The 13,498-nt window shown below is 37.9% G+C and carries 11 protein-coding genes; 3 read left to right on the top strand and 8 right to left on the bottom strand.

Going from position 1 to position 13,498, the window contains the following annotated elements; genetic code table 11:
• Nucleotides 1–169: 169 nt before the first annotated feature.
• Both MUW73_RS03260 and MUW73_RS03265 read left to right on the top strand, forming a co-directional pair.
• Nucleotides 170–427 carry a type B 50S ribosomal protein L31 gene (locus MUW73_RS03260; RefSeq protein WP_243018754.1) on the top strand — a complete coding sequence of 86 codons (258 nt, stop codon included), beginning with the start codon at nt 170–172 and terminating at the stop codon, nt 425–427.
• Nucleotides 428–474: 47 nt separating this feature from the next.
• A complete protein-coding gene (locus tag MUW73_RS03265) occupies nt 475–1,578 on the top strand; it encodes a DNA polymerase III subunit (protein WP_243575253.1) in 1,104 nt (367 codons plus the stop codon).
• A 382-nt stretch (nt 1,579–1,960) separates the two neighbouring features.
• Here MUW73_RS03265 and MUW73_RS03270 read toward each other — a convergent pair whose 3' ends face one another.
• The 4 genes from MUW73_RS03270 to MUW73_RS03285 all read right to left on the bottom strand — a co-directional run bounded on the left by MUW73_RS03270 (nt 1,961) and on the right by MUW73_RS03285 (nt 4,721).
• Nucleotides 1,961–2,272, bottom strand: coding sequence for a DNA-directed RNA polymerase subunit omega (locus MUW73_RS03270; protein WP_243017893.1), 312 nt, complete (start codon nt 2,270–2,272; stop codon nt 1,961–1,963).
• Between the two features lie 29 nt (nt 2,273–2,301).
• Complete coding sequence (locus MUW73_RS03275) at nt 2,302–3,111, bottom strand: outer membrane protein assembly factor BamD (RefSeq protein WP_243575254.1); 810 nt, start codon at nt 3,109–3,111, stop codon at nt 2,302–2,304.
• A 183-nt stretch (nt 3,112–3,294) separates the two neighbouring features.
• A complete protein-coding gene (truB, locus tag MUW73_RS03280; protein ID WP_243017891.1) occupies nt 3,295–3,975 on the bottom strand; it encodes a tRNA pseudouridine(55) synthase TruB in 681 nt (226 codons plus the stop codon).
• Entirely contained in the window at nt 3,972–4,721 is a 750-nt protein-coding gene (locus MUW73_RS03285) for a biotin--[acetyl-CoA-carboxylase] ligase (protein WP_243017890.1), read from the bottom strand. The genes truB and MUW73_RS03285 overlap by 4 nt, the downstream gene beginning before the upstream one ends.
• Before the next feature lie 203 nt (nt 4,722–4,924).
• Between MUW73_RS03285 and radA the strand changes: the two genes are divergently transcribed.
• Nucleotides 4,925–6,259: a DNA repair protein RadA gene (gene radA, locus MUW73_RS03290; protein ID WP_243017889.1), complete on the top strand. Its 1,335-nt coding sequence runs from the start codon at nt 4,925–4,927 to the stop codon at nt 6,257–6,259.
• A 193-nt stretch (nt 6,260–6,452) separates the two neighbouring features.
• On the opposite strand, the gene dnaG is transcribed toward radA, so the two are convergent.
• From dnaG to MUW73_RS03310, 4 genes are all read right to left on the bottom strand, one after another.
• Nucleotides 6,453–8,468: a DNA primase gene (gene dnaG / locus MUW73_RS03295; RefSeq protein ID WP_243018117.1), complete on the bottom strand. Its 2,016-nt coding sequence runs from the start codon at nt 8,466–8,468 to the stop codon at nt 6,453–6,455.
• 33 nt (nt 8,469–8,501) lie between these two features.
• The gene (ftsZ, locus tag MUW73_RS03300) at nt 8,502–9,932 is read right to left on the bottom strand and encodes a cell division protein FtsZ (protein ID WP_243018116.1); all 1,431 of its coding nucleotides are present in this window, start codon (nt 9,930–9,932) and stop codon (nt 8,502–8,504) included.
• A gap of 80 nt (nt 9,933–10,012) precedes the next feature.
• On the bottom strand, nt 10,013–11,317 hold the full coding sequence (gene ftsA, locus MUW73_RS03305) for a cell division protein FtsA (RefSeq protein ID WP_243018115.1): 1,305 nt from the start codon (nt 11,315–11,317) through the stop codon (nt 10,013–10,015).
• Between the two features lie 327 nt (nt 11,318–11,644).
• The gene (locus MUW73_RS03310; RefSeq protein WP_243018114.1) at nt 11,645–13,303 is read right to left on the bottom strand and encodes a tetratricopeptide repeat protein; all 1,659 of its coding nucleotides are present in this window, start codon (nt 13,301–13,303) and stop codon (nt 11,645–11,647) included.
• Nucleotides 13,304–13,498 lie beyond the last annotated feature (195 nt).

The following is a 13,498-nucleotide window of genomic DNA, read 5'->3' on the forward strand; positions in this document are numbered from 1 at the left end:
AAAGAGTTGCTAAATATAACCGAAGAAAAACCACAGTCGTGAATGGATACATAGTATCTTGTTTATAACAATGGTAAAAAATTAATTTTTACTATTACTTTTTTCTTGATAAAAATTTTTCTTAAATTGCGACTGCAGTTTTATCTCAGCAAATTATACTATTTAATATATGAAAAAAGAAATTCATCCGGAATATAGACCCGTTGTTTTTTTGGATACTTCTAGTGGTGCTAAGTTTATGACCCGCTCTACCATACGTACATCAGAGACCATTGAGTGGGAAGACAAAAAAACATATCCTTTGTTCAAGGTAGAAGTTAGCTATGTTTCTCATCCTTTTTATACAGGTAAGAAAATTTTCGTAGATACAGCAGGTAGAATTGAACGTTTCAACCAAAAATATAAAAAGAAAAAAGAGGTTGTCTGATTGTAATGCAGTTTGCTAAAATACTGGAGCACGATGCTTGTAAAAGCATGTTAATAAAAATGGCTGCTACAGATCAGGTGCCGCATGCACAACTTTTTGTAGGTCCTCTTGGTTCTGCTAATCTTGCTTTAGCGTTAGCTTTTGCCACTTACTTAAATTGCAATGCTCGTACAGAAACTGATGCTTGCGGCAGCTGTTCTTCTTGTGCTACTATGTTGGCATTGACTCATCCAGATTTACTACTGGTCTTTCCTAGAAAAGCTACTACTGCTGCCTCAGAAACGCACTCAGATAATGCCTATTTAGAAATATTTCGCAACTCTCTAAAAGAAAATCCTTTTTTGACCCTACAAGAATGGGCTGTTGCCATGCATTATGATGGTAAGCAGTGCCAAATTAGTAGAAAAGAGGCTAATAAAATTATTCAACAGCTTAGCTTAAAACCTTTCATTGGGCCATATAAAATTGTCCTTATATGGTTGCCAGAATATCTCCATCATACTGCCGCTAATGCCCTATTGAAAACGTTAGAAGAGCCACCTGCTAATAGTGTTTTTTTATTAGTTGGTTCAAATAGTGAAAAAATATTACCAACCATTCGATCTCGCACGCAACAGCATACCATTCCACCTTTTTCGGAAGAAGCTATTGAACAACTTTTGCGCTATAGATATAACGATTTAGATGGACATCGATATAAAGAAATAGCCTTTTTAGCTGAAGGGAATCTATCTAAAGCGTTTCAATTAGTTGAGCAAAGTGTTGAGGATAACTTTGAACGTTTGAGCGATTGGATGCGTAGTTGCTATAGGAGTGATTTTATCAAGTTAATGACCCAATCTGAAGCATTTTACAAATTACCAGCTGATGCACAAAAAAGTTTTTTTAATTACGCGCTACAACTGATCCGAGCTACGCTACTGGGCAAGTTGGATTACCCACTTATACAGATGCATTTGACTGCTGAAGCAACTTTTACCCAAAATTTTAGGCTTAAGGTGACGGTTAATCAATTAAAAAAAATTATAGCACAATTGGTAGCAGGCTATTATTATTTAGAACGAAATGCCAATGCCAAAATGGTTTATGCAAATGCTTCTATCCAAATAGTAACTATTTTTGACGTAGCCGTTCAGCGGACTGGTAAATAATGTATTTTTAACTTACTTTTTTCTTGATAAAAAAGTAAGCAAAAAATCAAGCCCTGGGTAAAAAATTGCTGAAATCACACCTTACAGCTGAAAAAACAGAATCCACGCTGCAGCCTTCCTCTCAACTGTTTTTCTATTTCAGCTGTAAGGTGTGATTTCCGATCGCAATTATTTTACAAGGGGCATTTTTATACGTAGCCCTACCATAGTGCTAAATGGATACTTTTTGACGCTGTTTAGTTTTATGGGATATCTAATGCTGCCGTATGGCAGTAAAAATAGGAAAAAAAGGCTCTTGTAAAATAGCTGCGATGAGGTATTTTTTCACGAGATTGGTAAAAAATGAATTTTTGTTATTACTTTTTTATCAAGCAAAAAGCTTTTAGGCTTCTTCATTAATATAACGAAATGCAATCCCCCCTTCTAAAAACTCGGTAGTTGCTTCTAGCACAGGTTTAGGCAGTTTTTCATAATGCTGAGTAATCTCATATTGCCGCTGAGCATCTATGCTGTCTTTTTCATCAATAATAGACATAAATTCATCTAACTTACGATCCAGCTCATCTTTCATGTTCATAGCAATTTGTTTGGCACGTTTCGTAATGATAACCGTACTTTCATAGATATTGCCAGTAGGTGCAATCAACTCGTGTATATTTCTAGGTACTAGATATACTTTTTTATTTAGGCTCATAATGGTAAAATGCTATAGGTGTTTTGTATTTATTTAGAACGGGCCTTCTCTACTAGATTGACTTTTTTATCATTGAAATGTTCCGCTAGCTGCTGGGCACATTGGTCACTATATAGTTTCATTTGTTTTTTCTTTTCTTTATGGGAAGCTGCCAGTGCCAATTTTTGGTAACACTTGATCAATAGACGCAGTGCTTTTTCCTTGAAGGCACTTTCTGGATAGGCTTGCTGAAAGTTTTTAATCGCCACAATAGCTGCATTATAATAGCCCAAACGAACATACAGCGCAGCAGCCTCAAAACTTTTTTGCATAAGACGCCCTTGTAACTTTTGTAAAGCATCCGAAGCTTTATCCAGATAAGCACCGGTTGGATAAACTGCTAAGTAGTGCTCTAGACAACGCATGGCATCATAGGTAGTCGTCTGATCTAGCCGTATATCTACATTTTCAAAGGCTAGACTATAGCCTTGCATAAAAAGCGCTTCTTCTACCTGCGGAAAAGCAGGATATTGCTTGACAAGCAAATGAAACTGATTGGCACTAACCAAATATCTTTTTTGATGGAAATTACAATAAGCTTGATAGTATTCAAATTTTGCACGCTCTATTCTATTCTTTAACAAAGGCAAAAGGAGTTCTATTGCTTCATTAGCTCTGGCGTAATGCTTTTTTTCATAAAGCTCAAGAATTGCTTGCTGTTTTTGTAGTATTAAAGGCTGGCTAATATTACTGGCAGGGTTGGCAAACAAGTTAACATGATGGCCTAAAAGAGATAAGAGTAATAAAAAGAGGGAGCTATATTTGTGCATGAATAATGAATTTATCTTATAATTTTTCATAGTAAATGCAATAAAAAAGAATAGTTGCTACTAGATGCAGATAGCATGCTTGCATTAAGTTAAAATTAAGTGATTAGGCACTTGCATTTTTAGGAAAAAAGGTAATATTTATACGAATTTACTAAATTATAACTAGATCCGCATCAAATTTTACAAAAAAGGATGTATCCATTAGCTAATTAGCTAAATGGATAATTTATTGGTTTGGCATAATCTTTCTAGGCTATAGGCCTCTTCTAAACAATAGTCCCCTATTTGGGTTCGGCATAAGGCATGCAGGTAACCTCCAACGCCTAATTTTTTTCCTAAATCATGGGCAAGGCTACGTACATAAGTCCCTTTACTACAAACTAGTTTAAACGTAATAAATGGTAGGTCAATGGCCGTGAGCAAGAAGGAATGGATTATAATAGAACGGGGAGTTAGCATAGCCTCTTCTCCTTTTCTAGCTATTTTATAGGCCCTTTTTCCATCTACTTTAACAGCCGAATAAATAGGAGGTACCTGCGTAATAGTCCCAACAAAAGTAGCAGCAGCAGCCTTTACCATTTCTGCACTGATATGATCATAGGTAGATAAGCTATTAAAAGGTGTTTCTAAGTCCATAGATGGAGTAGTCTTACCAAGCACCATTTGACCCGTATAGACTTTATCTAGATCTTGAAGGGCACTAATTTTTTTAGTTTGTCTGCCTGTACATAACAAAAGTAATCCGGTAGCTAGCGGATCTAGGGTACCAGCGTGACCTATCTTTTTTATTTTTAAGGCATGACGAACCTTTTTGACGACATCAAAAGAGGTCCACCCAGCAGGTTTATCTACCATAACAATGGTTTCAGAAAAGTCTGGTGGTTGGTTGTTCATATAAAAGTAATTTCTTTAGGCTGGTAACTATATTCCTTGCCATTACGTCCTGCTAGAACCAAAGCACCTAGTCTATTCACCGTTACAATAGACCCCTCCAGCCAGCCATCGGTAGTGACAAAGATATGAAATCCTGTTTTTCGGTAGAGTATAGCGGTATATTTTTCCCAAAGCAAATCAACCATACCACTTTGAAGCTGACCATAATACCTACCTAATTCATCTATAATATGGTTTAAAAGCAGTGATCTATCTAACCTAGCACCCTTATGTAGGGCTAGGGAAGTGGCCTTAGCCGATGCAAAATGGAGTTGATTCACATTTAACCCAATACCGATTACAGCCGTTTTTATGGTATGACCGTCCCCTAGATTGGTTTCAATTAAAATGCCCCCCAATTTTTGATCTAAATAATAAATATCATTGGGCCATTTTATAGCAATCTCTTTAGGAAAGAGTTCTATAAGTACATTATGAATGGCTAAACAAGTAATAATGTTCAAAGCGAAAAGATGATCTATAGTCAACCATGCTGGATGGAGAATAACTGAAAAAAGAAGATTTTTACCCGCTGCTGATAGCCAAGTACTATTCCGTTGTCCTCTTCCTTTATACTGATGCTCTGCAATAAAAACTGTTCCTTCTGCTGCATGTAGTAGGTATTTTTGAGCCATGTCATTGGTAGAAGAACAGTTTGTGTAATAAAATGACGCCCTATCAAATAGCGCATCTGTTTGACTATACATATCATTTTCAAAAATAATCGGTGGGATTATGGTGCATAAACATTAGATTTCTTGCAAAATTGGCTTATGGTTTGGAATTTGCAGGAGACACGACGCGCAAAACCACAACCTACTAAACGGAATGTAAGCCGCAAGGCTAAGTACAAGTTAGCCAGCGGAAATAGCGTTCTGCAACAAATCTAATCTAAAAAATCAAAAATCGTATGGCATATGTGTGTACAAACTGTGGGCTTGAATATGTTAAATGGCAAGGTAAGTGTGACGCTTGTCATGAATGGAATAGGCTAACCTTATTTGCTACAAAACGTAACGCCAAGCGTAGTACCATGGAAGCCAAGCTATCTACTAACCATCCTAAAAGCTTAGATGATATTCAAGTAACTACGCATGCGCGTCTACTAACTAAAGATGTAGAGTTCAATAGAGTGCTAGGTGGAGGGATTGTACCAGGTTCGTTGGTACTATTGGGGGGAGAGCCTGGGATTGGGAAATCAACACTTTTGCTACAAATAGCCCTGCAGTTAAAAGAGGTTAAAGTACTATATGTATCTGGAGAAGAAACAGAAAATCAAATTAAAATACGTGCTACTCGCCTAGCATTATCTGCGCCAAACTGCTTTATGTTACAGGAATGTGCACTAGCTCAGATACTGGAACATGCAAATAACTTGCAACCTGCCTTATTGGTTATAGACTCCATTCAAACTTTATATGCTCAAGAAGAAGAAGGAGCAATCGGTAGTATAAACCAGATTAGAGCGTGTAGCACACAGTTGTTACATTATGCCAAAAGCACTCAATTAGCTATATTTTTAATAGGTCATATCAATAAAGATGGGGCTTTGGCAGGACCTAAGCTATTGGAACATATGGTAGACACGGTACTGCAGTTTGAGGGCGATAAAACATGCTTATATCGAATGGTACGAACTATCAAAAATAGATTTGGCCCTACATCAGAATTAGGTATATATGAGATGAAGGTCAGTGGGTTACATGCTGTTCACAATCCTTCTTCCATGTTACTTTCCGGGCAAGACCATGGTTTAAGTGGCATAGCGATTGGCTCCTGCTTAGAGGGTACTAGGCCACTCATGCTTGAAATGCAAGCATTGGTAACAGCAACTAGGTATGGCAATCCTCAACGCAATGCTACAGGTTATGACCCTAAAAGACTGAATATGTTATTAGCTGTCTTAGAAAAGCGGACTGGTTTACGCCTACATGACCGTGATGTATTTTTAAATATTACAGGAGGCTTGAGAGTAGAGGATACGGCATTGGATTTGGCCATCTGTATGGCAGTGGTAAGCTCGCTCAAGGATACGGTTATTTCAAATTTTAAATGTTTTATAGCAGAGGTAGGATTAGGGGGTGAACTTAGGCAGGTACAAAGGCTTGAATCCAGAATAGCCGAAGCAGAGAAATTAGGATTTAAAGAGGTATTTATTGCTGCTCAACATCAAGCCTTTTTTAAATCTTTTGGTATAAAAATTCATGTTATTAATAATCTGAAAGATGTAATAAAATTAAACTAAAAGTAGCTGTTCCCGCAATAGCGTCCACTTAAGGATAACCACCATTCGTATATTTAAGTTATTTGGCTACTTTTTGATCAAGCAAAAAGTAGCTTTAAAAAATTCATTACAAACAAAAATGCTGAATAGACCTCTTCCTATTGCTGCATTTTTAGGTTTAAAGCTTGTTTATGCTCTTCCAATACAATTTAGGTTATTGTGCCACTACGGTACCCAATTGTTTGGCAATCCTGCACTCAGCATCTTTAAGCAATTGGTGAATTTGTAACAAGTGTAGTTCATCATCTTGAGACAATGCCTCTTTAAGTGCTGCTCTATTTTCTTCAATCAGCTCTTGAATCAACCGAATCTTTAATCTAAGAATAACCTCTAAACTCATCTTTTGTAGATTTTGCCCCTCTTCTATGGTATAAATACCATATTTTTTGACCCACGCCTCACTAATATCATGGGGAGAGGCTGTTATATCAATGGCTATTTTTCTAATAGTTTCATCTGTACTATCTAAACAGCACTGCATATCCACCAAGCCGCCTTGCTTACCTACTGCTTTACAGTGGTCAAAGAGAACTTTGCAATCAGCAGATCTAAAGACCACATCATCCAATTCTAAAAGAATATATGCATACAATGGTTTGTTTTCAGATAATTTTGTCGTACCATAGTTCAATAGAATACGCATAATTTCTCGCTCATAGGCTGCAATACTTGCCGTAAGCTTATTGGTAAAGGGAAGATTTTTTTGGTCTACATAAGGGTTGTTCTTTTGCCTATTATGCTGATTGGAAAATGTTTTTTTGGGCTGCCACACTGTAGTAGCTTGATCACGCAATGCATGATAGGTGGCAAAAAGCACTTCTTCTTCTATAGCAAAGAGCTTGCTACATTTTTTAAGAAATAGCCTACGTTGTATTTCATCAGGAATGGCTACAATGCTTTGCACAATTTCTTTTATGGACTTTGCTTGTTCTACTGGACTCTGCTGCGTAGATTGGTTGAGTAGAAAACTAGCCTTAAAGGTAATAAAGTCTTGAGCAGCACAATGGATATAGTGGTTAAAAGCATCTACGCCTACTTTACTTAGATAGCTATCTGGATCTTCTCCTGAAGGCAATAATATAACCTGGACCTCAAGCCCCTTGGTTAACAATTGATCTATACCACGCAAAGCAGCCTGAATACCGGCTTGATCTCCATCAAAAACTAAGGTAACCTTAGTAGTAAAGCGACACAAAAGGTCTATTTGTGCTTCGGTAAGTGCCGTACCGGCAGAGGCAACTACTGCTTCTAAGCCTGCTCTATGAAAGGCTAACACATCGGTATATCCTTCTACTAGGTAGCAATTACTGGTCTGCTTGATCGCCTGCTTGGCAAAAGACAGACCATACAATAACTTGCCTTTTTGGTAGACAAGTGTTTCAGATGAATTGACATATTTAGGACTATCTACAGCCTTAGTCATATGGCGCGCACCAAAGGCAACCACTTGCCCACTACTATCGTGAATAGGAAACATTAACCTGCCTCGAAAGCGGTCATATACCTTAGTACCATTTTGGATAACCAACCCTGCCGCAACCAGTTGTTCTAGCATTACGCCTTTTGCCATGGCAAATTTATAGAATGCGTCCCAGCTATTTAGACTATAACCTAGCTCGAACTTTGTTGCGATTGCAGATGGAATGGCCCGTTGATCCAAATAAGGCAAAGCGAGTCTAGCTGCTTCTGCATGATGCCTCAGTAGATCTTGGTAATAATCTTTAGCTAAATTCAGCAGAATATATAGACTTTCTTTGGCTCTATAATCCTGTAAATCATGGGGAACCTTTTCGGCAGATTGTACCGGTATGCCATACCTTTGGGCCAGATAGGTAATAGCCTCTACAAAAGACAAGCCTTCTATCTGCTGTACAAAAGTTATAACATCTCCAGCAGCATCGCAGCCAAAGCATTTATAAAACCCTTTTGAGGGAGATACTGAAAAAGAAGGGGTATTTTCGTGATGAAACGGACAACAGGCCCAGAAATTTTGTCCTTTTTTTTTAAGAGATAAAAAATCTGCAACTACCTCCTCAATACGTGCAGCATGCTGAACGGATTGAATGGTTGTTTGGCTGACGATCATAGTGCGCAAGGTTTTGAAAGAACGTCTTGATTCAGTGGTTAAATTGAATGGATGGGTCTGTTCATGCAATTGGTAAAATTGCATACCTGCCATAGGGCTCAAAAAAACGATTTGCTTTTATCCATCACTGCCTTTTAAAGAGGGTTTATCTAACGGATCTTCTAACTGATAACGCTTCCATTCTGTTTTTTTCTCTATCTCATCAAGGACTATTTTTTTTCTTAAATAAGCAGGTATGGCTAATTGTTCTTTCAAATAGCGATCGTCCCAGCTTCTGGGCGTACTACTACGCTTGGTGTGGTTGGCAATGGTATGTCCATATGGACAACTTTTTTCTAAGACTACTTCCTGAGGAGGGCTAAACGGTAAGGGCAACTGTATGGCAGGCTCTTGCATTTCACTGGACTCTTTGACGCTTTTTTTAGCTGCTTTTAGTGGCACCTCTATCACTGTTTTTTCAGTTGAAGCTTGTAAGGTTTGCTTATTAGGTGCTGCATGATGGAAGGTTTGACCGTCAAGGTTAATAACATGTGACTTCGAAGAATCAAAAGCATGGTGATGGCCTGCCTCTTCTTCTCTATGAAAGCCAGTGGCAATAACAGTAACCCTAATTTTTTCTGCCATTTCTGGATCAGAACCATGTCCAAAAATCATTTCAGCATCATTACCAGTTTGTTCTTGAATATAATTGGTAATAATAGTTAATTCATCCATTTGGAGCTCAGCTGCCTGGCCAGAAACAATAGATAGCAGTATCTTTTTTGCCCCACGGATATCGGTATAATCTAACAAAGGAGAAGCAAGTGCTATTTCAGCAGCTTGTAAGGCCCTGCCTTCACCTTCTGCTTCACCAGACCCCATAACGGCTGCACCGGCATTTTTCATTACCGTTTTAACATCTTCAAAGTCAACATTTACATAACCTGGTACCGTAATAATCTCTGCAATGCTTTTAGCAGCAGTGGTTAACACATTGTCTGCTTCCAGAAAAGCCTGACTAATAGAAAGACCGCCCAATATGGTTTGGATTTTATCATTTAAAATAATAAGAACAGTGTCACAATGTTTGCGCAATTCATCAATGCCTTCTTGGGCCTGCAAATGTTTTTTTTTCCCTTCAAATGAAAAAGGCAGGGTTACAATCCCAACTGTTAGAATTCCCTGCTTACGGGCAATACTAGCAATTACAGGTGCTGCGCCTGTGCCGGTTCCTCCACCCATTCCAGCGGTAACAAAAAGCATTTTTGTATCATCATCAAGTAATTCTCGAATACTTTCTTTGCTTTCTAATGCAGCATTACGGCCTACCTCTGGATTGGCACCAGCTCCTAGCCCACTGGTAAGTGCTGCACCAATTTGGAGCTTAATGGGTATAGGACTACTTTGTAGTGCCTGAACATCGGTATTGCACACAATAAAGGCGACATCTTTAATACCACGCTTATACATGTTATTGACTGCATTGCTGCCGCCCCCCCCTACCCCTATCACTCTGATAATAGCTTTATGGTGGGTTGGTAGATCAAACCTATAGTTAATATCCTTCATAACTTAAACAATGAGGCACTTGTTACTAAAACAAGTAATATTTACCCATTAGATTGCTTTGAAAATGGACTTTAAAATGACTAATTATCTTCATAATCATCTACCAAAAAAGCTTTGGTTTTGTTAAGCATACGTGCAAAAGAAAAACTTGGTTTTTTGGCTTTTTTACTATTTTTCTTAGCAAAATCTAAGTCAGCTGATTGGGCTGATCTATAGTAGGCTTCTCTGTAATCCAATGCTTTAAATCCAGCTAAAGTGAGGCCGACGGCTGTTGCATAACTAGGGTCTCGTAGTTGTTTCCTACTACCTTCTTCTAAATACTCATCTGGAAAGCCCAAACGGGTATCCAAGCCAGTTATCTGCTGCACTATAGATTGTATACCTGGTAAATTGGCACTGCCTCCTGTGACGACAATACCAGCCACTAGTTTTTCGTAAAAACCAGAGCGTAAGATTTCTTCATGGATAAATGCTACCATTTCTTCTACACGTGCCTCTATAATTTTAGTCAAATTAGTGGTAACCACCTCTTTGGGCCTACGGTTGCGTAATCCTGGAATCGTTACGACCGCTTGCGTAGCCAAAGCATTGGGCTGGATGTTACCAAACTTTATTTTTAAGGACTCTGCTTGCCGTTCCATAACCATACAACTTTGCTGTATATCTGATGTAATCATATGTCCTCCAAGTGGAATGGTAGCGGTATGCCGAACAATAGCATCAAAAAAGATGACTAAGTTAATAATACTCCCACCAAAGTCAATCAAACAAACACCTGCTTCTTTTTCTTCATCGCTCAATAGCGCTAAACTGGCTGCTAGAGCAGAAGCCATAACGATTTCTGCTTCTACACCTGCTTTTTTAATACATTTATGTATATTTTGAATAGCGTGGGTTGTAGCGGTGATGATATGAAAGTTGGCCTCTAACTTCACACCTGACATACCTACTGGATCCTGTGTTACAATTTCATAATCTATGGTATACTCTTGTGGCATGGCATGAATAATTTCTGTACCTAATGGGAGTACAATGCGATACATGTCACTAGTCAGCTTTTTAATATCTTCTACTGTGATTTCTTGTTCTATACTATCTCGAGTAATGCTACCATGGTGAGAGGAACCTGTTACATGCTTGCCCGAGATATTTACATTTACAATATTGACATTTATACCCGAATCTTCTTCGGCCGCTTGCAATGCTTGCTTGATAGCAATAGCTGCTTTATCAATGTTAACAATCATACCACGTACGACCCCATCTGCAGCCGCACTTCCCATGCCCAAGACTTCGAGTTTATGCGGGTCATATTGGCTTTGCGCTCCTATAACTACACAAATTTTACTAGTACCTATGTCAAGACTAGCGATAATTTCTGACATACCTAAAAGATATATGGTGATAAGACTACGCTTTTTTTAAAAATTGCGCATCAACAAATAAATTTTGCAAGAGATCTTACTAGTATTGGGTGACAAAATAGCTAACATTAAGCATATGAATTTATTAAAATTTATTTAAAATAAACTAGGATAATTAGCTTTCGTTGAGCAGGACTTAATAGGTATCCATTTAGCAGGGCTGCGGCGTATGCAAAAAAGAAAACGCCTAAGGTAAAAATTACCTTATCTGCCAATGAGCTCAATAGATACCTTACAATAGGTTGATTTTTGATTGATCAAAAAGTAGCCAAACATCATGCTATGATATTATTCTTTGAGTTGATTCTCCAAAAACGGATCATCTTCGAGATATTGCTTTTGTTTTTGCATCGCTTGTAATAGGCTATAAGCAGATCTATACTTTTTTAAGTGGTAATAATTATAGTATAAAGCTTGCGCGACCTGCTTATCTTTTTTGTCTTGTGCACGAGCTATTTTTAAGTAATCTAAAGATTGTTTCAGATACTTTTCCAAAGCTACCATAGTTTGTATCCATCTATTATGGTTCATTATAGCTGCCATTTTTTTATACATATACCCATATAACAAGCTTGTACAGGGTATCTTTCCTGCTTGAAGCAGACAGGAAAGGTATTTTATCTGCTTATCTTTAACCAGGGGATGGTTATAAACGATCCACTTAGGTGCAGCAGAGCATAACGGTTCTTTGGGTAGAAACGCTCCTTTACTCCGGATAGATAATGGAATCGAACTGCTTAAATATCCAACAAAATGAGGGAACGAAGGGCTAGCTTTGACATGGATGATTCGAAAACAGTCAGTCAAGCTATCGCTATCTAGTTGGTCGCGTTGCCCTACTGCTTTTAGGGCATCAGCATATAGTTTTATGGCTTCATTATAAAATAAGAAACCTATTTGACGTAACGTATCGTATTGACGCGGATAATCTGTTAAAACTTGTTTATAATAACCAACAGCCTCTTGCGTGCGTCCTTGATATTCTAAGAGATAAGCATAGGCATAAAATGCATTGACTTCTTTATTTTGTAGGCCAACTGCTAAAGTAGCCATATAGTCATCTATGCGTCCAGCAGCCTGATAGATTAAACATTTTTCTTCCAATAAATCATTATTAAAGGGAAATTGCAGCAACGCTTCATCGAGAATGGCGATTGCCTTATCAAAATTTTTAAGTTTATGGTAATAAATATCAGCCATAGCACGACAAACAGCAAAATGTGGCCCTTGAAGTTTTATATAGGCTTCATAAGAACGCAACGCCTCTTCTGGCTGATCACTCCCATGATAGACAATAGCGCTATATAACAATGGTGTAGTTTCTTGCGGTAGAATACGCTGGCAAATAGTAAATTGCTCTAATGATTGATCAACTGATTCTTGCTTATAGTAGCTTATACCCCTATTTAAAAAATAATGCCATAGAGCGGCTAGGTTGCTAAGGGCAAAACTGTGAAATTGGGTCTTGGGTAAGCTTAACTTTTTAGCCTGTGTATAGGCATCAATTGTTTCTTTTAATAAAGTGGGGGCTTCTTCTGAAGCAATATGGTCTCTTAACAGCCGATCATAAATCACTCCTCTGTAGTACCAAGTAGCAGGGTGCCCAACCAGCTTTGGATCTTTCATTACTGCATCGATAGCTAATCGAGCTTGTTGTGCATTAGATAAAATAGGTGGAGGAGCTGGCTTTTTTTTATTTTCATTTGAATCTGTTGATAAAACGTTAGTTTTATTAGGATCCAAAGAGGTATTTTCGGAACTTTTACCATCAGCAGGCACCTTCTTAGGCTTTTGAATAGGCTTATTTTTTCCTTCAAATATACGGACAATACGTGCTATAGATTTCGGTATAGCTAGTATTTGCTGAGGCATGGCCGAGCAAACCAGTAAAAGGCAAAATCTATGTATGTTGGTTGGATGAATGATAAGCCAATATTTTTTACCCATAAGTTTAGTGTTATTTTAAGACATAAGGATCAATGGTATCAAATCTAACCAATACATTTTATTTGCCAAAAGAAAAACGGTTTACTGCGCTGTCTTCATCTATTTGTTCCCGTAATGGCGTCAATTTAATTAAAAAATGTATCTGTTCTCGCAATGGAGTCAACTTAAGGGGTATGGGGTATATTTAATTGATTA

This window comes from Candidatus Cardinium sp. cByotN1 (assembly GCF_022810525.1).
In the GTDB taxonomy this organism is placed as follows: Bacteria; Bacteroidota; Bacteroidia; order Cytophagales; family Amoebophilaceae; genus Cardinium.

Coding starts and splice junctions, on each gene's coding strand:
- radA (WP_243017889.1), top strand. CDS start 4,925: ATGGCATATGTGTGTACAAACTGTGGGCTTGAATATGTTAAATGGCAA.
- ftsA (WP_243018115.1), bottom strand. CDS start 11,317: ATGTCAGAAATTATCGCTAGTCTTGACATAGGTACTAGTAAAATTTGT.
- MUW73_RS03310 (WP_243018114.1), bottom strand. CDS start 13,303: ATGGGTAAAAAATATTGGCTTATCATTCATCCAACCAACATACATAGA.
- MUW73_RS03260 (WP_243018754.1), top strand. CDS start 170: ATGAAAAAAGAAATTCATCCGGAATATAGACCCGTTGTTTTTTTGGAT.
- MUW73_RS03265 (WP_243575253.1), top strand. CDS start 475: ATGTTAATAAAAATGGCTGCTACAGATCAGGTGCCGCATGCACAACTT.
- ftsZ (WP_243018116.1), bottom strand. CDS start 9,932: ATGAAGGATATTAACTATAGGTTTGATCTACCAACCCACCATAAAGCT.
- MUW73_RS03270 (WP_243017893.1), bottom strand. CDS start 2,272: ATGAGCCTAAATAAAAAAGTATATCTAGTACCTAGAAATATACACGAG.
- dnaG (WP_243018117.1), bottom strand. CDS start 8,468: ATGCAATTTTACCAATTGCATGAACAGACCCATCCATTCAATTTAACC.
- truB (WP_243017891.1), bottom strand. CDS start 3,975: ATGAACAACCAACCACCAGACTTTTCTGAAACCATTGTTATGGTAGAT.
- MUW73_RS03275 (WP_243575254.1), bottom strand. CDS start 3,111: ATGAAAAATTATAAGATAAATTCATTATTCATGCACAAATATAGCTCC.
- MUW73_RS03285 (WP_243017890.1), bottom strand. CDS start 4,721: ATGTATAGTCAAACAGATGCGCTATTTGATAGGGCGTCATTTTATTAC.